This window comes from Paenibacillus sp. S25 (assembly GCF_019454085.1).
Classification (GTDB): Bacteria; Bacillota; Bacilli; order Paenibacillales; family Paenibacillaceae; genus Paenibacillus; species Paenibacillus polymyxa_B.
This window is the reverse complement of the sequence record NZ_CP073683.1, coordinates 2,008,056-2,028,638: the sequence shown is the minus strand read 5'-3', so window position 1 is coordinate 2,028,638 and position 20,583 is coordinate 2,008,056. Positions and strand designations below refer to the sequence as shown.

Genomic DNA, 20,583 nt, shown 5'->3' with positions numbered 1-20,583 from the left:
AAATGCCTTCCAATCGTGCTTGGCACAAATCAGAAGGCATTCTCTTGTTCAAATTAAAAATCATTCAGCAATTCCAGCCCTATTATTCGGCTTCTCAATCACGATCAGACAGGTACTGTCTGGCAAAGGAACCCGCTGGCCCTGCTCATCCATGAGCTCAACACGGCTGGACAACGCCTCGGCATAGCCCTCCTGTAAATAGTGGCGGCTCACCCGGATAATCGCTTGTGATCCAAGTGTGTTACGGATACACTCTTCATACTGTGACGGGGTAAAATAACCAAACTGCTCCTGCACTTCATGCACATAGGCTTCCGCCCCCCATGTATAGGTATATAGAAATTCCATCGCATCGTTTACTGGCAAAACAGCTTCATGCTCCCCCACACGCTCTATTTCAATGTGGCGGCCTGCAAAATCTTGCGCATACCGCATCAGCCATTCCATTCCATCCGGCTCCAGGAATCGAATTCGTCTGCGCTGCTCTACTGGTTCGGTCATAATACCGTCACGAATGATGATACGCCCGCCGGGTGCAAGCACACGATAGGCGCTCTGCAAAGCAGCCTCCACCGTTTGTGGATTGAACCGAATTCCATCTCGTTCGATGTAGGAATAGAGCTCGTGAAGAATCGAAGAGAAGATGACCGTGTCCATGCTCTCCGTTTCCACATATTCCTCCAAACGGAGCGCATCTCCTTTGATGACATCCCAACGATGGCGCTCCAATTGCTTTTTACGTTTAAGTGCCTCAATGACATTCACAGAAATATCAAGACCTAATGGCTTCGCATCTGGTCTTTCCTGTTCGATCAGATCCAGCAGCACGCCCCCGCCGGGTCCAATATCCAGTATGCGGGTTCCCGTCACGTAATCTAAAATGACCCTTTTGTAATCTACGGTCTGGTTCATATCAGTAAGATACGTTTCCTCATTGTGAAAGCGATCATAAGCATCACGCCGTAACCCGAACAGATCGAACAGCAGCAGGACTGCTTTGTCATACAGAGGCGTTTTTTCTGCTTCAATACAAAAATCGATTAGTTTCTCAGCTGCAGATGAAAATACAAAATTAAAAAATACAGTACTCGGCAGCTCCTCTTTATGCTCCACGATCACACTCAAATGAGGATTATGCTTCCGCTTCCCTTTTGAGATGTCCTGCCAGGACAGTGCACTTAAATATTTTTCTATCATTCGTTTTTTGTATACGTTAATTTTCTTGACACCACGATAGTCATAATACATCGTATTCATAAGCGATTCGAAACTGATATGGCGAACGGTCGCAGGCTGTTCCTGCCCCGTCCCATCCCTCAATGTGAGTAAGAATACCTTTACCAGTTCTTGAAGTGAAAAATCCTGCAAAGCTGATTCTACATACCAAAGTGTCCGATTCTCCAACGGAGCCAGCGCCTTCTCTACATTCAACTCCTGCTCTAGTTCTGTGTAAGCCTGCTCGAACGGCTCTCCTTCATGAATCGAAACCGACCGTAATCTCTCCAGTCGCTCCTTTACACTCCAGACTACAGGTGCGTTGTCCCATGCAATCCAGCCGATCAGCTGCTCTACTTCACTGCGTACTTGGTCCCATAATGCAGGTTCTACCCCGGCGATAATACACTCGTTCAGGGCCCGTAAAACAAGCTCCAGTTCCTCAGAGCTCAGCCAGCCCTTACGAGTAATTTCAAGTAGCAGTCGATTTTCCGCAAAAGGAATTTCTCCCCGTATATATTGCCCGATCAATCCATGCGTCTCAATCAGAATTCGGGTCATGCTATTGCGCGGGTACGCAGGGGACTCCGCTTGGGCCTGTCTGACATACAGTTGGGAGGAGCCGATGTTATGTACAAATAAATTAATGCCCTCATGCTGCCAGCGTAGCCGTTCGCGGACTGTACCTCCTTTGGCTGTCTCAGACCACACCAATACATCCTCCAGTAGCTCTTTAACCCAGAATGACAATGGAAGTCCGTCCAAAATAAGCAACGTACGCTCCACGTAATCCAGTACAGGATTGGCATCCTTTAACTCACCTATAGATCGAATGCGTTCCAAATTTACAATACGCTCCTCAGCCGAAACAAGCAGCTTTAACCAAGTCGGTGTATCCCAGGCCAGATCATTTTCTTTCCTGTAATTAGCAATGGCTTTTAACGATTGCAGCATTTTTCTCACCTCGTGTGATTGGGATTCGGTATGCACAGGAGACTTTGGATAGGACATTTGGATAAAACCTTGTATATATTACACTTTACCATACATTTGTAGCTTCCATCTCGTGGAAAATATTAAACATTTGTATCAATCAACCGCTTGACATACTTGCCAAACGCATACATTACCCCCAAATGCACTTTGGCCTGTGTATATTTATAAATAAACCAAGGTAGCGATGGCACATAATCATGAATGGCTACGACACAAATATTTGTACCGGGAATTTGCAGGAACTCAAGCCTGCCGCGATGGTCTTCCTTTACAGTGGCAAAAGTACCTCCTGTGATTCGATAGAGTGCAAACTCAGAGGTGCTCTGCGCACGGTCATAAATCATTTCTAACAACGGCTTTCGACTACCCAAGAGATACAACTGATAAGTATCCGGGCCTCCTGTCTTGACACGCACCCAAGGTTTTGCAAAGACCGGAAGCCAGGCCAAATAGCGTTCCCCGGCCCATATTGCATCCTTACCAGGCGGGAGTTTGATCCGTTGCACCGAGCGTACATCAGATTTTAATGATCGAATTGCTGACTTTAACGGCTTTTTGGACTTGTTCTGGGAATTCTTTTTATGCCGATATTCTTCTTCCTGCTCGAGTGAGGTTCGAGCTGCCTTGTCAAAGGAAATCTTCCCATCGCTGATGCCTTGAACCTTATGTTTCCGTTGCGCCACCATCGGATGAGCCAAGCTTTCGATCAGCGGATAAGCCATCTCTTTGGGGGCTCCAGTCACTAGTGTAACCCAAAGGCGGGACAGTTTGATCGTCAGCAATGGCACATTAAAAAAGCGACGCTTTTTATCCATTATTTCTGCTGTCCTTTGCATCATTTCTCTATATGTCATAACCTCCGGCCCGCCTACATCTATAATTTGTTCATCTAGAGTACGGTTGCCGATGCTCCGATCCAGCACATTTAAAATATCCTCCAATGCAATTGGGTGGGTCTTGGTTCGAGTCCAACGAGGCAGAATCATGACTGGTAATCTGCGAACGAGCTTGACCAAAATTGGAAACGATGAACCCTGTGGGCCGACGATCAAGCCTGCACGAATTGTGGTTACAGGTACTCCAAAAGACTTCAATACACGCTCAACCTCCAGACGGCTGCGTAAATGTCGGGATAGTTCATCGTCACTTGTATGCTCGGGAAGGATACCGCTCAAGTATACAATCTGCTTCACCCCGTTATTACGCGCTGCCCGGGCAAAATGCTCTGCCAAAATCACATCCATATCCTCAAATGTTCCTTGTGTCAGCTTCGCCGAGGGCAGCATGGAATGAATGAGATATACGGCATAATCCGCTCCTTGCAATCCTTGATTTGCATCCTCCATGGAAAAAAAATCACACGAGCGCCATTCCACGTGCTCTGTATTTTCACGCTGATCTCCATTACGGGATAAGGCAATGACATCTGCATGCTCAGTCAGCCTCTGCAGCAGATTATGCCCGATATAACCACTGGCGCCTGTCAGTGCAATTCGGGATCTGCCTTTTGGATACAATGCTTCACGCTCCCGCTCTACTTGTCTTATCTCAGGTTCCGGTCGATACTGCTCATCTACACTCCTTTGTCTGTCATTACGTTGCTGCTCGTTCACTACACACCGCTCCCCACTCGTTATCACGCTCTGTGTTTCACATACCCTAATTTACAGTACCCGTAACAAGCCTCATGACAAGACATGGAAACGTAAACTAGACAGTGCCACCCCAGACAAATCAAATGACCGTAACTTCCATATAAGGAATTACGGTCAGCCTGTTTACTTCCATATACAGTTTAACGGGGCGACTCCCACTACCTCTATCTTCCGAACTTATCATTCTGCACTTCGTTAACCTGTCCAAAAAATACCTGCTGGATCTATTTCTACCTGTTCGAGCTGTTCTTCAAAGCATGGATTAGGTGCAATCTCTTTTACACGCTGCCAGCTTTCAGCCTCTTGCCGGGCATATACATGCCAATGATTTTCTTCCCAGCGAAATTGGACAATGTCCGTGCGATCCCACGACTCAGTTTCATTAGAAGGCCTTTCCTCCGTCAAGATCAAACAGTTATCCTCTATTTGATAAATGAGCCGCACGTCAGAACGCACGTAACCTGGCACCTTTAGCGCAATATAGCCATTCAGCAGGTATTCAAGCTTTTTAACGGTAAACGGATCAATCCGCTCGTTCACGAGATTTTCACCCCTTGATCAATTCGTAAATATTACGATTTAAATATAGCAGAAACCGAAGTTTTTGAAAAGAGTCCTCCTTACCGTCCCAAAAGCAAAAAGATATCCTCCAGCCAGAAGGCTCAGAAGATATCTTATTACTCTTGTTATACGCAGCCTAATCATAATTCCCTATGATTTCTAGAAAGTTACAGTGCCACTGTGTAACACGTCAACCATCTATAATAGATTTCGCTTATTTATCAACAGAAACGCCATCTGGTACTGGAATACCAAAATCAGGTGTTCCATCTTCCTTCCAGTTGAACGGCTGAACACGTGTATGACGATTCGGATCATACAGCGGGTCACCTATAATTTCCTTGTAGTTCCGGGCGTGATATACGATTACATCGCTACCGTCAGCAGCAACCGTAAAACTGTTATGACCTGGCCCGAATTGTCCTGTTTCCTCATTGGTGCAGAATACCGGCTCAGGTGATTTCGTCCATGATTTCGGATCAAGTAAATCCGCATTCTCATCTGCTGTCAACAGGCCCATGCAATAATTGTGGTCTGTGGCGCTAGCTGAATAACTGATAAAGATCCGCCCGTTCCGTTTCAGAACCGCTGCTCCTTCATTCACCTTAAAACCGATGATTTCCCAATCATACTCAGGAGTGGAGATCATGACCTGCTCACCGTGCAGCGTCCATGGATTGCTCATTTCAGAAATATACAGATTAGAATTACCGACGATGTCCGGGTCCTTCTGAGCCCACACATAATACAGAACTCCATTATGCTGGAAGGTTGTCGCATCGAGAGCGAACGTCTCCCAACGGGTTTTGATCTGTCCTTTTTCCACCCATTCCCCTTCCAGAGGATTAGCTGAATCATTTTCCAGCACGAACATCCGGTGGTCGAACAGGCCTTCCTTCGTTTCCGTTGTACGAGCTGCTGCAAAATAAATGTACCATTTGTCGTTAATATAATGAATTTCCGGTGCCCAAATGTTCGCACTTAACGGGCCCGTTTCATATTTGTGCCATACTGCGACAGGCTCTGCTGTACTCAAGCCTTGAATAGTACTTGCTCGTCGAACCTCAATGCGGTCATACTCTGGCACAGATCCGGTGAAATAATAGTATCCGTCACTATGCTTGTAAATCCAAGGGTCTGCACGTTGCTCAATGACCGGATTATTAAAGGGTACAGATTGATTCATGGTTTTTCTCTCCTCTATGTGTAGTATGTAGTTCATACAATTAATCGCTGATACGTTTTCCCCAGATGGAAATTCCCTTTTCGTTCATACCCGTGAAAATTAGAGTATGGCGACCGAGCTCCCAGTCCCATGAAGGGAGCAATAACAGTTCTTCCTTTGTCCCTTCGGATGAATCGCTCCAATCCATTGTTAGAGTACGCTTGCCATCAAAGCTCCAGTGACCTTCAAGAGAGCCGCTGGTTGCCCGCCCTCCATCTTCCAGACGGAGCGGTTCAGCTTCCACCTGACCATCTACTTCCTGCCTTATCACGATCCGCTCCCAGTTGCCGGATAATAGCCTTTTAGGGATATCCTGCTCCTTTTCACCCGCATACCGCTCAGGAGAGACGACCGGCCAGCCCTCTGCCGTCCATAATATTTTGCGTACATGCAGGTACGGCCAGCTCTTGTCCGTTTCTCCCCGCGCATGATGTACAATATAATAATCCGCACCGTCCTTCAGGACAGAATTGTGACCTGGCGCAACCCAGCCTTCTCCTTCGCTGAACCGATAACCGCCCAATACCTTGTTTCCAATCTCGTATTGAGGCAAATAGCTGGTATCTGCCATGTCACGTCCATTAATGTCCACATAAGGCCCTGTGATAGAATCTGAGCGGGCAACGCGAACATTGTAGTCCTCGAACAAAGAATCATACGAGACGAACAAGTAGTATTTACGGAACATTGGATTGTACACAATGTAAGGCCCTTCTACAGCACCGTCCTCAGTTGTCCGATCTCTGGCAGCGATATTTTTGCCATAGCCGGACTCTTTAAGCTTTCCAGTCAGGGGATCAAGCGGCGTAATGTAAATACCGCCGAAAAAAGAGCCGTATACCATCCATGGATTTCCCTCTGCATCCAGCACCGGATTGGCATCAATCGCATTCAACTTGTCATCCTCTCCCGTTTTAACGACCAGCCCCTCATCCTTCCAGGGGCCTTCCGGGGAGCTGGATGTCTGCAATCCGATCGCAGACCGTGTGCTGCCAAAGGTAGAAGCGGAGTAATACATCCGATAGGTATCACCCATCTTGATGATGTCCGGTGCCCACAGATTGGTTGCTGATGACCACGCCTCCGCTTCCTTTGGAATGCCGGGGAGTGCATACTGAACCCAGTTCCAGTGAATCAGATCAGTCGATTTGCGTACCATAACACCAGGTCTCAATTCTCCACCTGTCTTTACATCCGTTGAGTAGACATAATAGCCTTGATCTGTTTTGATAATCGCCGGGTCATGTGCATTGTTAATGGTCCAGCGCTGTTCATCGTTAATCGTACTTTGATCATACAAGTGATCGGGAGGCGGAGCCTGCGGATACACAGGGTCCGGAGTGTTATCCCCACAGCCGGATAGACCCAGCATGAGCAGCATAACCATAACTGTTATTCTCCTCCTTCCTTTATCCATTACATATTGTGACTGCCTTACATATTTCATCCGTACCCTCCAGATGTCAATTAGCCTTTGACACCCGAAATGGCAACCGATTCAATAATTTGTTTCTGGAAGATCAAGAATATAATCAGTACAGGTAACAAGGCTATAATCGATGCTGCCATGATAAGCGGATAGTCCGTCTGAATGGCGTAAGTCGCATTAAAATTCGCGATAACCAGTTGCAGTGTCTGCGTTTCTGGTGAGTTCAAGTAAATAATAGGTGCCAAATAATCGTTCCAAATCCCCATGAACCATAAAATAAGCTGTGCCGCAACTGCTGGCTTAATGAGTGGGAACGTAATCGACGAGTAGAGTCGGAAATAAGAACTTCCGTCAATTTTCGCAGCTTCGATAATGGCATCCGGTACACTAAGCAAGTACTGCCGCAGGAAGAAGATCATAACTACATTTCCGAACAAACCTGGAACAATCAGAGGCAAAAGTGTATCGACCCAGCCAAGTTTGGAAAACATCATAAACTGTGGAATCATAACCGTTGGGTATGGAATCATCATAGATGCGATGAGTGCCAAAAACAGTTTGTTTTTATGAGGGAATCTCAGCTTTGCAAATGCAAAAGCGGCCACACTGGATGTGAAGGTACCTACAACGGTAACACTTACAGCCACAATCACGCTGTTCTTGATCCCGCTTAACAAAGGTCCTGCTTCCCAAATTTCTTTATATTTACTGAAATTGAACACCTCTGGTATCCATACTGGTGGAAGTGCAAAGACATCCTGCTTTTCTTTCACCGAAGTGGACAGCATCCAAAGCAGCGGCGCGATCATCACAATCGCTCCAATCGCCAGTACAATAAAGATAATGGTATTGGTAACTTTCGTTTTTTGACTATGGGACATAATCAGACTCACTCCTTTCCGCGAAAATCAATCCCCATCAAAGGACGATTTTTCATTCATTTTGAATTGAATCAAAGTTACGATAAAAATGAAGATGCCGAGAATCATAGCCATCGCGGAGGCATATCCCATTTGCAGGTTTTTAAATGCCTTATCCCAAATATAAAAGACGATTGAGGCGGATGAGTATTCCGGACCCCCTGTAGGTGTCATAATGTTCATTTCAGTAAAGATTTGCGAACCACCAATGATATTAGTTACGACCAGGAAGAAGGTTACAGGTTTCACCATTGGCCATGTAATATTGCGGAACATCTGGAATCCGCTCGCTCCATCTAGCTCTGCTGCTTCATAATAAGAGCGAGACACGCTTTGCAGGGCTGCCAAATAAAGCAGCATCGTATATCCGAGGCCCTTCCAGACGGTCATGAGAATCAAGGCCGGTTTGACCGTATCCTTATCCATCAGCCAGTTAGGGCCTTTAATACCGAACAATTCGAGGAATTGGTTCACCAAACCGTAGTCTCCGTTGTATGCCCAGTTCCACATAATAGAAACGGCAGCCAATGAAGAAATAACCGGGATATAGTAAATCACACGAAATGTTGTCGTACCTGGAATCTTGCGATTCAAACCTAGTGCCAGCAGTAAAGCTAGTACAAGACCGATTGGAATACCCAGCATTAAGAAAAGAGTATTGTACATCGATTTATAAAAGAGCTCATCGCTAAATAAATCTTTAAAATTGTCGAGACCAATAAAGTTCATTTGTCCCAATCCGTCCCAGTCTGTAAAAGAGCCGTATAACGAATAGACAAACGGGAATAACGTAAAGATTAGCAGACCGAGAATAGGTGGAAGAATAAATAAGTATCCATATACCTTCTCTTTGCGGTAGAGATTAGATTTGGTTATCACAGGGCTCACCTCTGTTTCTAATTTGGAATGAAGATGATGTTAGCAGCATGATATTCAGCCACTAACATCATCCTTTTTTCCTCTATTTACGCATTATTTCTGTGATTTTTTCTCTTGCTCCACCGCTTTATCCAGCAGTTTCTGCATCTTCGGTTGTTCTTGTTTCACATAATCTGCCGCCGTAATTTTACCATCCAGCACAGGTTGAATATCTGTGAAGAAAATATCGTACCATTCTGCATTATACGTATAGTTGCCTGGTAATGAGCGTCCATAGTCATTTACGATATCAATAAATTCCTGTTTATTGTTAGGCTTGGTTTTTGTATCTTTGGACCACTCATCAGCCATGTCCAGCAGATTCGGAATTTGTACCTTGGCATCTACGAGCTGCTTCATTCCTTCTTTAGAAGTCGTCAGATAGTTAACCAGTTCAACAGCTTCATCCGGGTATTTTGTTTTAGAGGAAACGCCGATACCCAGAGAACCAATCCATGTTGCCGATTTGCCAGTCGATCCGGCTGGGAACGGCAGCAAATCATATTCGAACGGCAGTTTTTCAAATGTACTCATATCCCAAGGACCTACCGGGAAGAATGCCATTTCGCCCTTCATCCAACGTTGGTATGTGTCCAATGTTTGTGATTGTTCAATACCAGGTGTGATTTTATATTTGTTTTGCATGTCAGCAAAGTACTGAAGTGCTTCCGCAAATTTCGGATCATCAATCGTTACTTTAGTTTTGCTCTCATCCAGCCAATCAGCCCCATTACTCCATACAAAGGCTTGCAATGCCCACTGAACGTTAAAGCCTGTACCGTATTGATCTGGCTTGCCGTCACCATTGGTATCCTTAGTCAACTCTTGGCTAACCTTGATAAATTCATCCCATGTATACGGTTTGTCTTTGTCAGGCAAGGGAACGCCCGCTTTTTCGAACATCGTTTTGTTGTAGCCGAGTGCGAATGGACCTAAGTCCTTCGGCATACCGTAAATATCTCCTTGACCGGCCATTTTACCGTCATAGCGATACAAATCTATACCGTATTTCCAGATGTTATCCAGTTTAATATCCTTGTTCTTCTCAATGTAAGGAGTGAGATTCTTCAACACCCCACTGTTTACGTAAGCTTTCACATCTCCAGGGGCAAAGTAAAAGATATCTGGAAGATTGTTTCCTGTGATCGCAGCTCTTAGCTTTGTAGCATATTGATCCGCTGCCGTCACGACCATTTTAACTTTTACGCCAGGATGTTCCTCTTCAAATTTCTTAATTACTTCCTTATATGCCTTTTGTTCATCAGTTCCTCCTCGGAACATGAATGTCAGTTCCTTGCTTCCATCACTACTGGAACTTCCCCCACTACAACCAGCCAGTGCAGCCACCATTAACAACAGAACAACCATTGTTATTGCGAAACCTTTTTTCTTTATCAACGCGACCCCTCCTAAATTTAAATGAAACCGCATACATTTGGTGCTAAAATAACTTTATACCACTCGGCCTAATCTTTAACTGTGCGGTACACAACCCGTTGTTGATTGCCGCTGTGATTATCATCCCTCTCATGTACCATATAATTAACATTTTACTTTATCAATAATGAATTCGTTTACAAACAAAATATAGCATGCCCTTCCTCAGTTCGTCAATGTATTTTTCAATCTTTTTAAATAATTATAAAACATAGATTAGAGTGACATGGAAAGCAAAATTAAATCGTATTTAAGTTAATTTTCATCTAAAAAAATAGTAATAAAACTTAAATGCGATTCATTCATGAAGTAATCTCTAATTTAGAGTCTAATTCACTTCCCTCTTTATTTAGTAAAAAAAATTTACAAAAAAGCAGTTTACTTCTTTTTGATTTTATTTTAACATAAATCAAAGTAAAAATATAAGCGCTTACATCACAATTTTTATAGATAAGGATGGTCTATAGCTATGATTTATATTAAGGACTTAATGTCAGGGTTAGATATTTTTAAAGCACTGGGTTCCGAAATCCGCATTCAAATTCTCGAGCTACTTGCTTATCAGGGCCAAAGTATGAATGACATTGCAAACAAACTTAATTTGAGCAACGGTACCATTACAATGCATATTCGAAAGTTGGAAGAATGCGGCCTTGTGGAGATCAATACCGTGAGCGGCAAGCACGGTACCCGAAAAATGTGTTATTTGAACAAGGATAAGCTGATGGTAGATTTGCGCAGTAGAGAACAAAAAAATGTGTATGAGGTTGAGATTCGCGTAGGTCATTATAGTAACTACCAAGCGTCCCCCACTTGTGGATTGGTGACCCGAGACAGCATTATCGGCGATTTTGATGATCCACGCTATTTTGCAGATCCCGGGCGGCTGGAGTCGGAAATGATCTGGATGGCTGAAGGTTTTTTGGAATACCGCATCCCCAACTATCTGAAAGCGAATCAATCCTTTAAAGAAATTCAATTCTCCGCAGAACTGGGCTCAGAAGCACCCTGCTATTGTGAGGAATATCCCTCTGACATTTGTTTTCATATTAATGGTATCCCTATTGGGCACTGGACCAGCGCCGGAGATTTTGGAGAAGTGCCGGGGGTTCTGAATCCAGATTGGTGGCCACCGCATTTGAATCAATATGGTATGCTCAAATTAATTCGCATCAATCAGCATGGCAGCTTCATTGACGGGTGCCGCATATCCGAAGTCACAATAGACGATATTAACCTTAACTATAAAAGCGACATTACACTCCGTTTATCTGTAACCGATCAATCAGAAAACAAAGGGGGGCTCACTATTTTTGGCAAAAGATTCGGGAATTTCAGTCAGGATCTGCTTGTACGCGTACTTTACGATGTGCATGGGGAGGACAACACCAACTCCTGACACTCTACATGTAAAAAATAGGCCGAAGCCTGTATTCATTGAATACATGTCCTCGGCCTAAACATCCTGATCCTCACTTAAAGAGATATAGATCAATAAATAAAAAATGACTGCTATCCCAAACACCAGCCAGCAAAAGGACAGCAAATGAAGCCTTGGTCCTGCATGTACTCCCCATCTCCAAATATCCGCAAGGAGCACCAGTGGCTGCAATAATACATCCCAACTATTCCAGCGAGCAAATCTGCCAATATATACGCCTATGCTGGCCAGCCACAACAACACAAAAACTACAGCCCATGCGAGCCCACCTGAACAAATCCTCCTCAACATATGGTGGATTACCAATACACAAAGGGATGTAAGAAAAAGGCCAAGCCCTGCTGCTGAAAAAGACGTAAATAAGATTAACCAAAATTGTGTGTTCAACCAAAAACGTGTATCAGGATTCACATCGTAAAAACGAAACGCATGAAGTAACTCAGTCACCAAATAGAGAGCATTCGGCAGAAAAAACAACCATACAATGGAAGAGAAAAATAAAAGAATACTTCTCACTTTTGTACTTTGCAGTCTGGATAAAGCCATCATTCCCAGAGTGATAAAGACCGGAACCCAGGCCAGGAATATATCCCAATACAGAAATTGATACATCCTCGTTCCGCTTGTGGACTGTAAATACATAATGAGTCCGAAACAGCCCAACGTAGCTACAAGTAGCACTCCCAACAAACTGGGCAGCTTGTAGCCTTTCCTTCTTAACAGCAAGTTTCCATCTACCTCCTGCCTGAGTATGCGTATATACGTCTTTTTAAATCCTATTTTATAGCGCTTTCATACTTATAGAGAAAGCCTTTGTCTATTTACTCCACGTTTCGTATGTCCTCGGATACATGGTTTGTTATCGTCATGGCATCAAAGGTAACAGCACAGCCCTCCCCCACCGGGGATTGAGCAACAACTCCAACTTTTAGCTGGTTAGGAACATTCATACCAAAATATCTCGCCAGCTTCCAATGCTGACCGTCTGATGAATAATGGAATGCAAAGCAATTTCCAGCTCGTGCCACTCGTAAATACGGATTGGACACGTCCATCGCCCCAGAGATACAATCATCGGATGTATCCCGAGTGACCACACTAAGAATAGATGGAGTGCTTTCAAAATACTCAAAACATAGCTTAGCCCAGTGGGTATCATTCGCCATCAGCATCAAGCATCCTGAATCATAAGGCTGCTTCATATCCACACGGACCCTCGTCCATATTGTAAAGTCACCTTGAAGCGTTGTATGCAAAAAGGGTGCGGACGATTTAGTGGCTGCGCCTGACGGATCCCTAAAGAAATCTGCCTGTGAAGGTGCAGAAATTTGCAAAGAATTGGAATCATCGAATCTCCATTCAGCCGGCTCATTGATCCAGCTCCAATCCGCCGGCAAAACTTTACCGCTAAAGCGTTCAAATACGTTCATATGGATACCATTCCTCTCTGGCAATATAGTCATTTAACACATTGAAATCTGGGGCACAATCCCCTTGATACCACTATATACGTTATTTTCCAGTCGTCAATGATGATGATGTGTCTTTAAAGTTTATTAAAAAAAAGACTTGCCATCCTGAAATGTTGTGCTTATAATTACACCTAACTTGATACGGTAACAAATTTCAATGACGAGAACGAGTAAGCTATACAGCGGATTTGCAGAGAGTTGGGGCAGGTGAAAGCCAACATTCCGAGGGTAGCCGAACGCCATCTCTGAGAAGCGGGCTGAACCTGAAGTAAGCTCTGCCGCCTTTCCAGCGTTAACCGGAACACGTATTGATGGATACGTGAACAGAGTGTCATTTCCTATGGAATGAAACTAGGGTGGTAACACGGGTATAAACTCGTCCCTTTTACAGGGGCGGGTTTTTTTTGTTTTTCAAAAAGGAGGAAATCATCATGACAAATGTATCGACAGCAGTATCAATAACCGATTTTTTGACTCCAGCTGTACGGGAAATGCCACCTTCAGGCATCCGTAAGTTTTTCGAATATAGTACAGGCAGAAAAGATATTGTATCGCTTGGTGTCGGTGAACCTGACTTTGTAACCCCTCAACATGTCAGAAAGGCCTGTATCACAGCACTGGAAAATGGTAAAACATCATACACACCGAATGCTGGTCTTCCCGAGCTTCGTGAGGAGATTGCCGGATATCTGGAGAGCAGCTTCAGCACACCCTACAACCCGACAGATGAAATCATGGTTACCATTGGCAGCAGTGAAGCACTGGATTTGGCACTACGTGCCCTGATCACCGCACACGATGAAATACTCATTCCAGCTCCATGTTATATTTCGTATTCGCCCATCACGTTTCTGAACGGAGGACATACCGTAACGGTTGAAACCTCTGCGGATCAGCAGTTCAAGCTGACAGCTGAGGCACTCCAAGCCAAGCTGACTCCACGATCCAAAGTACTTATTCTCTGTTATCCGAATAATCCGACGGGTGGGGTGATGACCTATGAGGATTGGCTACCGATTGCCCGCCTGGTTGAGGAGCATAATCTTGTCGTCATATCAGACGAAATTTATGCTGAATTGACCTATGGACAGAAGCATGTAAGCTTCGCTGCTCTGCCGGGAATGAAAGAGCGCACCCTGCTCATCAGCGGCTTTTCCAAAGCATTTGCGATGACAGGTTGGAGGGTCGGCTACGTGTGCGGCCCAAGAGAGTTGATTTCAGCTATGCTGAAGATTCATCAATATACCGCCATGTGCGCTCCTATTATCGGGCAAATTGCCGCAATTGAATCCCTGCGTAACGGGCTGGAGGAAAAAGATCGTATGATGGAATCCTACAATCTGCGTAGAAAATGGTTCGTGGAAGGCCTATGTCAGACAGGACTGCCATGTCACGAACCAAACGGTGCCTTCTATGCTTTTCCCTCCATTATGCACACAGGGTTAAGCTCAGAGCAGTTTGCCAAGCGGTTGCTGGACGAAGAAGGAGTCATCACTGTACCCGGTTCCGCATTTGGCCCAGGCGGCGAGGGCTTTATCCGTTGCTCGTATGCATCATCACGAGAACAGTTGGAATTGGCTTTGGAACGCATCAGCGCATTCCTGAAACGTCTATAAATACGATCTTTCCTATCATGAAATGAACATGAGTACTGGATGAAAGTTACTTTAGCAGCTTCTGAATAAGCTTTTTCTGGTGTGCTGGCAAGCCTTCCGGCCATTCCCCTACACGGCAATAACAAATGTCGGAGATTTCGGCGCTTGGTCGGAAAGTACCCGGGAGTCCGGTCGTCCTAATCTTTAGGATGTCCGGTATTCAGAACGTTTTGCACAAAATCAGTCTTGGCCTCCGTGTATGCTTCACGATCATGCTGATTTTCCATCGCCAGCCGTCTTTTTAATACATCATATTGCTGAATCAGCTCAGGCTGTTCACGAAGTCGATTCCGAAACAATAGCTGCTGATCCCAATGCTCATCAGATTTCAGCATGAGATGCAGATGTCCCTTTCTTTGATCCTGTTCCACTTTAACCAAAAATCTTCTCCATTCCCGATCGTCCAATTCTGGTGGAACATAGTTCCAGCCTGCTGGTTGTAAAGCAGATACGATCTGTTCCAGTTGATCCCAAGATTCTAATTTTGCCATAATGTCAATAATGGGCTTAGCGGAAAGATTGGGAATTGCCGTACTTCCTATATGTTCGATTTCCGTCACCTTAAACGGCAGTAATAACTCGCGCAACTGGTGAATGATCTTTAAGCCCTGCTCTGACCAGGCAGGATCAGGATTCACTATTTTTACAGGCTCCGTAGCCCACACCGGCCAATGTTCCTGGTTTTGCTCCTCATGCATTCATGATCCCCCCTAATTTCCACGCATGTATTCTCTCATTCAACTATATCTTTTTGAATATTCTTAACACCATCTTGTAACTTACGGCTGTATAACTGAGCATTTTCCGCATCAAAACAAACAAAAATAATTTCATTCAAAGCTGCATATTCACGTACAAAACGTGTCACTTCCTGTATAGCAATATCCGCCGCCTTTTCTTTCGGGAAACGGTAGATGCCTGTGCTGATATTCGGAAAGGCGATGCTTCGTGCATTCAGTTCTAAAGCTAATTGGAGTGCATTATGGTAGCATTTAGCCAATAGCTCCTCTTCCCGATGTTCGCCACCATTCCACACAGGGCCGACGGTATGAATAACATATTGGGCATCCAGCTTGCCAGCTGTTGTATAGACCGCGCCTCCTACGGGACATCCACCCTGCTTGTTTCTGATACTTACACAATCTTCTAAGATAGCCGGACCGCCAGCCCTATGAATCGCGCCATCTACGCCACCGCCACCCAGCAAGCTTGTATTTGCTGCATTGACAATAATGTCCGCCTTACAACGGGTAATATCCCCTTGCATCACACGTATTTTCACGTTTAATAGTTCAATTTGGGTATTCATTGATCCTGCTCCTCTTCTAAAAATAAACTCGTTTATATAGTCATCTTATAATCTCCACAGGCAATTTCTACAATATCGTCATAGGTTTTCAGCATGAGGTGCTTTAGATTTTTCCCCCGTGCGCTTGCTATTGTAGCCAATAACGGCGTATCTATAAGCTCATCAAAGCTGCTGCCCTGCATATATTCCCGATCAGACAGGTGCAAAGCGACGTCCAGTTCAATCATGTTGAAGTAGTAGACTTCTGTGAATATTAGTTCGTAGGGTACAAAACCATCTGTTGCTTCCGTTGCCAGCCCCCCATTAATCTCTCCCTTCAAAACTAGCTCCTTCTTCGAATAATTCATATGCACATGGTCCAAATAGATCGCATCTCGTCCATACAATGCTCCAATCGGGGTTTGAACGGCCTTTATCTGTGGCATCCCTGCTTCTTCCCTTCATCTCTATTTCCCATCCAGTAATATAAGTAAAGTTGCAACCGCCTGATCTACAAAAGAGCGCGCTGGACGTGATTTCATCATCACGGTAATCCCGATTAACAAAGAGACCATCGTATGGGCCAGAGCTCGTGCGTCCATGCTAGCCTCCAGCTCTCCTGATCGTATACCACGCTCAAGGGTTTCCTGAAAGACGGCAGAAAGATACATCTGATGTTCTCTGGTTAAAATTTCAAATTTCTCATCATGAGGGGCTAGTTCTACCATCGCATTAATACAAAAGCATCCCTTATTAGACCCATTCTCGTACTCTTCTGCCACGATTCCTCCAAAAAAATTGTAAAACGCTTCTTTTACAGAAGAATTGCTTTGTAGTCTAGAGCGTACATAAGCAGCGTGGGATTGCGTATATTTGCGCAGCGCAGCTTCGAATAATTGCTTCTTGTCTCCAAAAGCAGCGTAAATGCTAGGGCGCTGAATTCCCATTTTGGAGGTTAAATCGCTTAAAGATGTAGCCTCGAATCCTTTTTCCCAAAAAATTTGCATCGCTGCATTCAACGCTTGATCTTCATCAAATTCCCGTGGTCGAACCATAAGCAGCTCCTTCTTTTCATATCGTTCAGTATATTAAGATTGTATGATCAGGAAAAGAAACTGTCAAATATGTACTGATAAACTCTTGACATTATATATATGCACGAGTTATATTGACCTAAATTCATTACATACCAATCGGTATATTATACTCAACGGTATGTAAATTACAGAAAGCGACGTGGTATGTGAAAATGAAGACGTCAGAAGAAAAAGCGGCACTCCTCCCTCATCAAACGGTAGCAAATGCTGCCGAAACAGCCCCCATTCCCTCCTTGTCCCGATCTGTGGCACTCTTGTTTGCCATAGCCTGCGGGCTGGCTGTCGCTAACATTTACTATGCACAGCCATTGCTGGATGCGCTGGCAAACGAATTTGGCATTACGCACTCATCGGTAGGCATGGTCATTACCATCACGCAAATTTGTTATGCGTTGGGATTATTGCTGCTCGTCCCGCTTGGCGATCTTTTGAATCGACGGCGACTGATTACAGGGCAAATGCTGCTATCCGTGCTGGCACTAATCGTGGTTAGCTTTGCTCCTACCCGTACAATACTGCTTATGGGAATGGCAATAGTTGGACTGCTGGCTGTAGTCACTCAAACACTCGTGGCTTTCGCCTCTACCTTGGCTAATCCGACTGAACGTGGGCGTATCGTAGGTCTGGTGACCAGTGGAGTCGTTATCGGCATTCTGCTGGCACGAACCGTGGCCGGTGTATTAACTGATCTGTCAGGCTGGCGTTCAGTTTACCTTGTTTCTGCTATACTTACGCTGTTTATGGCTGTAGCTCTGTTGCGGGTGTTGCCAAAGAACGAACCCACAAGTGTGACACTTTCCTATCCGCAGCTACTCCGCTCGGTTATCGTACTGTTCGTGCAAGAACGAATTCTGCGCATTCGTGCTGTCCTTGCGATGCTCATTTTTACGGCATTCAGCATATTGTGGACTTCGCTTGTGTTACCTCTCAGTGCCCCGCCTCTATCTCTTTCACATACAGCCATCGGAGCCTTTGGCCTGGCTGGAGTCGCCGGGGCATTAGCAGCAGCACGAGCAGGGCGTCTTGCCGATCAGGGCTTGGGACAACGGACAACGGGTATCGCACTAGTTGTATTGCTGCTATCCTGGTTACCTATCCGCTACACCGAGCATTCTTTGTTCGCTTTAGTTCTTGGCGTAATACTTTTGGATTTGGCCGTACAGGCTGTACATGTCACCAACCAAAGCCTGATTTTCAATGTTCGCCCTGAGGCACGGAGCCGACTTACTGCAGGCTACATGATATTTTATTCCATCGGTAGCGCCACCGGGGCCATTGCTTCCACTCATATGTACATCTATGCCGGATGGAACGGGGTGTGTCTATTAGGAGCTGGTGTCAGTGCTCTGGCTCTCATCTTTTGGGCTGTAACTCGACGTTCAACTTGAAGGGGACTGCTATTGATTGAATCAGAAAAAACCGCTTGGTCCACAATAATGGCCAGGCGGTTCTCTTCTGTCACGACAAAATCATCACTTGATTGCAATATAAATCAAAACAGGTTCATCTGGACTGCCATACACTTCAAAATCACCTGTATATGTCCGCTCCCCTTGTCCCATGGCAGCCCACTCCCAAATCGTCTGCCATACACGGAAGACAGAAGAGGGTTCCTGAGTTGCCTGAAAAATAGCATAGCGTGCAGCCGGAATGACAAGTTCTTCAAGATCGTCAGGAGTCTGGAAATCTACAGCCGCTTCCTTCCCGATAAAAAATGTATACTCGCCCAAAGCTCCATTTTCATAGTCAGTATAGCAACCATAGACAGATGCATGTTCTGCTTTTTCCTTTATCCGGCCAGGCACGTCCTCACTCCAAAAACGTTCCCACATGTTTGGAATGATCCCGTGAGATGTTTGTTCATTCTGATTACTTGTACGTGCTTTCAACCCAATCAAACGGATCTCACCTCGATATTCTTCCCGAATGGGTCCATCCAGTGTAAGCCCCGTATCCTCTGAGGACCGCCATCGTTTCAAAAACGGCAGGTAATTACGCAGCATCGAAGTCGCTTCTTCTTCCTGCATTCCCTTCTCTACCAGGAAAGGCACAGACTGCTGAATCATTCCCTCCATAGTCAATTCAGGCTGTACAAATTCGCCTTCCTTGTAACAATACTTGCAATACTCATCCGTTTTATGATGTTGTGCATCCGTTCCATATTGGTCCTCATGCTCCAACGGCATCCCGCAACTTTGACAAGCTTTATCCATCCTCGTAAATCCCCTTTCGCTAACTGATATCAGGTATGCCACCAGTATAACGAAACAAACCTGACAACTATGGGTCAGGTTTGTTTTACTTAATCTAAGATAATTCCCGAACTTCTTCATAATTAGACGCAATACGCAACGCCATCTTATGAATCTTGTCTCGTAAATGAGCTGGCTCCTTGACAACCACATCCGGCCCCAGGCTTAAAATAAATCCGTACGCCCATGCATCCTCGGGAAACGGGACCGAAACCGTATAGATCCCTTCCTCCTGCTCGGTCAATGCTTCTACGCCAAACCAGTCCTCCGCCAAATGCCTTGAGTTACGGTTAAATTGTAGCGTAAATGGTTGTACGGCTCTGGATGCCTCCATCCGTCCCTCATTCCACGGTAGCACTTCATAAGAAAGATCCCTGCGAGCAAAAACAGTCTCTGTAACCACAAGGTCACTCATGCGGGAGAGTTTGAATAGACGAAACTGCTCCCTATCGGGACAATACGCATATACAAACCATTGTTGTCCTTTCAGAACGAGCGTATGCGGTTCAACATTTCGTTCCGTTATGGCTCCTTCTGCATTTCGATAGGTAAAAGCGAGAGTACGCGCTTGGCTCATTGCTTCTTTCACCTTTTTCAATTTGCCTTCCTGTGCAGCTTGATTTCCCCATCCCGAATGATCGACGATAAACTGTGTGGTTCGGACACTAAATCGCTCTTTCCCGGACTCCGGTATAATACTTTCAAATTTATGAAGTAACCGCGACACATTTGGGCCGCCCAACGACGAGGACAAACTCTGCAGCCCCATCACAATGTCCTTGACATCGTTATCCGTCAGCATACTGCGATCCAGGCGGTATCCTTCCATCAGACCGATTCCCCCATTGGCTCCCTGATAAGTCACCACCGGAATACCTGCCATACTAATCGCTTCAATATCTCTATAGATCGTCCGGATCGAAACCTCATATAAATCAGCCAGTTCCTTTGCTTGTACTCTATTTTTCTTTAGCAGCAAAATGACGATAGAAAGTAATCGGTCAATTTTCATTTTTTCAAAA

At 45.0% G+C, this 20,583-nt stretch carries 19 protein-coding genes and 1 other annotated feature; of the genes, 3 read left to right on the top strand and 16 right to left on the bottom strand.

Annotated elements, in window-relative coordinates; genetic code table 11:
* Window positions 1-60 precede the first annotated feature (60 nt).
* From KAI37_RS08930 to KAI37_RS08895, 8 genes are all read right to left on the bottom strand, one after another.
* Window positions 61-2,169, bottom strand: coding sequence for a class I SAM-dependent methyltransferase (locus KAI37_RS08930; protein ID WP_071640320.1), 2,109 nt, complete (start codon window positions 2,167-2,169; stop codon window positions 61-63).
* Window positions 2,170-2,291: 122 nt separating this feature from the next.
* A complete protein-coding gene (locus KAI37_RS08925) occupies window positions 2,292-3,824 on the bottom strand; it encodes an NAD(P)H-binding protein (protein WP_345945623.1) in 1,533 nt (510 codons plus the stop codon).
* A gap of 237 nt (window positions 3,825-4,061) precedes the next feature.
* Window positions 4,062-4,406 carry a DUF3024 domain-containing protein gene (locus KAI37_RS08920; protein ID WP_233901853.1) on the bottom strand — a complete coding sequence of 115 codons (345 nt, stop codon included), beginning with the start codon at window positions 4,404-4,406 and terminating at the stop codon, window positions 4,062-4,064.
* A 235-nt stretch (window positions 4,407-4,641) separates the two neighbouring features.
* Complete coding sequence (locus KAI37_RS08915; protein ID WP_220031088.1) at window positions 4,642-5,613, bottom strand: glycoside hydrolase family 43 protein; 972 nt, start codon at window positions 5,611-5,613, stop codon at window positions 4,642-4,644.
* Between the two features lie 40 nt (window positions 5,614-5,653).
* A complete protein-coding gene (locus KAI37_RS08910; protein WP_220031452.1) occupies window positions 5,654-7,039 on the bottom strand; it encodes an arabinan endo-1,5-alpha-L-arabinosidase in 1,386 nt (461 codons plus the stop codon).
* 80 nt (window positions 7,040-7,119) lie between these two features.
* Window positions 7,120-7,962, bottom strand: a complete 843-nt coding sequence (locus KAI37_RS08905) for a carbohydrate ABC transporter permease (protein ID WP_071640315.1) — start codon at window positions 7,960-7,962, stop codon at window positions 7,120-7,122.
* Between the two features lie 27 nt (window positions 7,963-7,989).
* On the bottom strand, window positions 7,990-8,880 hold the full coding sequence (locus tag KAI37_RS08900; RefSeq protein ID WP_076292582.1) for a carbohydrate ABC transporter permease: 891 nt from the start codon (window positions 8,878-8,880) through the stop codon (window positions 7,990-7,992).
* A gap of 93 nt (window positions 8,881-8,973) precedes the next feature.
* Window positions 8,974-10,317 carry an ABC transporter substrate-binding protein gene (locus KAI37_RS08895; RefSeq protein ID WP_029516750.1) on the bottom strand — a complete coding sequence of 448 codons (1,344 nt, stop codon included), beginning with the start codon at window positions 10,315-10,317 and terminating at the stop codon, window positions 8,974-8,976.
* Between the two features lie 508 nt (window positions 10,318-10,825).
* On the opposite strand from KAI37_RS08895, the gene KAI37_RS08890 reads away from it, so the two are divergent.
* Window positions 10,826-11,755 (top strand): ArsR/SmtB family transcription factor, encoded by a 930-nt coding sequence (locus KAI37_RS08890; RefSeq protein ID WP_023988069.1) that lies wholly within the window; start codon window positions 10,826-10,828, stop codon window positions 11,753-11,755.
* A 57-nt stretch (window positions 11,756-11,812) separates the two neighbouring features.
* On the opposite strand, the gene KAI37_RS08885 is transcribed toward KAI37_RS08890, so the two are convergent.
* Window positions 11,813-12,523, bottom strand: a complete 711-nt coding sequence (locus KAI37_RS08885) for a DUF1361 domain-containing protein (RefSeq protein WP_071640310.1) — start codon at window positions 12,521-12,523, stop codon at window positions 11,813-11,815.
* A 95-nt stretch (window positions 12,524-12,618) separates the two neighbouring features.
* Entirely contained in the window at window positions 12,619-13,227 is a 609-nt protein-coding gene (locus KAI37_RS08880; protein WP_220031087.1) for a DUF1349 domain-containing protein, read from the bottom strand.
* Between the two features lie 190 nt (window positions 13,228-13,417).
* Window positions 13,418-13,656, top strand: a binding site (T-box leader).
* A gap of 44 nt (window positions 13,657-13,700) precedes the next feature.
* Between KAI37_RS08880 and KAI37_RS08875 the strand changes: the two genes are divergently transcribed.
* Window positions 13,701-14,885: an aminotransferase class I/II-fold pyridoxal phosphate-dependent enzyme gene (locus KAI37_RS08875; protein WP_220031086.1), complete on the top strand. Its 1,185-nt coding sequence runs from the start codon at window positions 13,701-13,703 to the stop codon at window positions 14,883-14,885.
* Between the two features lie 176 nt (window positions 14,886-15,061).
* Here KAI37_RS08875 and KAI37_RS08870 read toward each other — a convergent pair whose 3' ends face one another.
* The 4 genes from KAI37_RS08870 to KAI37_RS08855 are packed head-to-tail and all read right to left on the bottom strand — an operon-like array spanning window position 15,062 to window position 17,267.
* Complete coding sequence (locus KAI37_RS08870; protein ID WP_076292579.1) at window positions 15,062-15,622, bottom strand: GrpB family protein; 561 nt, start codon at window positions 15,620-15,622, stop codon at window positions 15,062-15,064.
* A gap of 35 nt (window positions 15,623-15,657) precedes the next feature.
* A complete protein-coding gene (locus KAI37_RS08865; RefSeq protein WP_220031085.1) occupies window positions 15,658-16,233 on the bottom strand; it encodes an O-acetyl-ADP-ribose deacetylase in 576 nt (191 codons plus the stop codon).
* A gap of 32 nt (window positions 16,234-16,265) precedes the next feature.
* Complete coding sequence (locus KAI37_RS08860; RefSeq protein ID WP_076292578.1) at window positions 16,266-16,658, bottom strand: hypothetical protein; 393 nt, start codon at window positions 16,656-16,658, stop codon at window positions 16,266-16,268.
* Between the two features lie 21 nt (window positions 16,659-16,679).
* Window positions 16,680-17,267, bottom strand: a complete 588-nt coding sequence (locus tag KAI37_RS08855) for a TetR/AcrR family transcriptional regulator (RefSeq protein WP_220031084.1) — start codon at window positions 17,265-17,267, stop codon at window positions 16,680-16,682.
* A 194-nt stretch (window positions 17,268-17,461) separates the two neighbouring features.
* On the opposite strand from KAI37_RS08855, the gene KAI37_RS08850 reads away from it, so the two are divergent.
* Window positions 17,462-18,697: an MFS transporter gene (locus tag KAI37_RS08850; protein ID WP_076292697.1), complete on the top strand. Its 1,236-nt coding sequence runs from the start codon at window positions 17,462-17,464 to the stop codon at window positions 18,695-18,697.
* Between the two features lie 84 nt (window positions 18,698-18,781).
* Here the strand turns inward: KAI37_RS08850 and KAI37_RS08845 are convergent, their stop codons facing one another.
* Together KAI37_RS08845 and KAI37_RS08840 are read right to left on the bottom strand one after the other, a co-directional pair.
* Window positions 18,782-19,522, bottom strand: coding sequence for a zinc ribbon domain-containing protein (locus tag KAI37_RS08845; protein ID WP_076292577.1), 741 nt, complete (start codon window positions 19,520-19,522; stop codon window positions 18,782-18,784).
* A 94-nt stretch (window positions 19,523-19,616) separates the two neighbouring features.
* On the bottom strand, window positions 19,617-20,573 hold the full coding sequence (locus tag KAI37_RS08840; protein WP_220031083.1) for a helix-turn-helix transcriptional regulator: 957 nt from the start codon (window positions 20,571-20,573) through the stop codon (window positions 19,617-19,619).
* Window positions 20,574-20,583 lie beyond the last annotated feature (10 nt).

Bases quoted from the DNA above. Each gene is read 5' to 3' on its own strand.
- KAI37_RS08865 (WP_220031085.1), bottom strand. From the start codon at position 16,233: ATGAATACCCAAATTGAACTATTAAACGTGAAAATACGTGTGATGCAA.
- KAI37_RS08910 (WP_220031452.1), bottom strand. From the start codon at position 7,039: ATGGTTATGCTGCTCATGCTGGGTCTATCCGGCTGTGGGGATAACACT.
- KAI37_RS08840 (WP_220031083.1), bottom strand. From the start codon at position 20,573: ATGAAAATTGACCGATTACTTTCTATCGTCATTTTGCTGCTAAAGAAA.
- KAI37_RS08905 (WP_071640315.1), bottom strand. From the start codon at position 7,962: ATGTCCCATAGTCAAAAAACGAAAGTTACCAATACCATTATCTTTATT.
- KAI37_RS08860 (WP_076292578.1), bottom strand. From the start codon at position 16,658: ATGCCACAGATAAAGGCCGTTCAAACCCCGATTGGAGCATTGTATGGA.
- KAI37_RS08870 (WP_076292579.1), bottom strand. From the start codon at position 15,622: ATGCATGAGGAGCAAAACCAGGAACATTGGCCGGTGTGGGCTACGGAG.
- KAI37_RS08845 (WP_076292577.1), bottom strand. From the start codon at position 19,522: ATGGATAAAGCTTGTCAAAGTTGCGGGATGCCGTTGGAGCATGAGGAC.
- KAI37_RS08855 (WP_220031084.1), bottom strand. From the start codon at position 17,267: ATGGTTCGACCACGGGAATTTGATGAAGATCAAGCGTTGAATGCAGCG.
- KAI37_RS08930 (WP_071640320.1), bottom strand. From the start codon at position 2,169: ATGCTGCAATCGTTAAAAGCCATTGCTAATTACAGGAAAGAAAATGAT.
- KAI37_RS08850 (WP_076292697.1), top strand. From the start codon at position 17,462: ATGAAGACGTCAGAAGAAAAAGCGGCACTCCTCCCTCATCAAACGGTA.
- KAI37_RS08890 (WP_023988069.1), top strand. From the start codon at position 10,826: ATGATTTATATTAAGGACTTAATGTCAGGGTTAGATATTTTTAAAGCA.
- KAI37_RS08880 (WP_220031087.1), bottom strand. From the start codon at position 13,227: ATGAACGTATTTGAACGCTTTAGCGGTAAAGTTTTGCCGGCGGATTGG.
- KAI37_RS08915 (WP_220031088.1), bottom strand. From the start codon at position 5,613: ATGAATCAATCTGTACCCTTTAATAATCCGGTCATTGAGCAACGTGCA.
- KAI37_RS08875 (WP_220031086.1), top strand. From the start codon at position 13,701: ATGACAAATGTATCGACAGCAGTATCAATAACCGATTTTTTGACTCCA.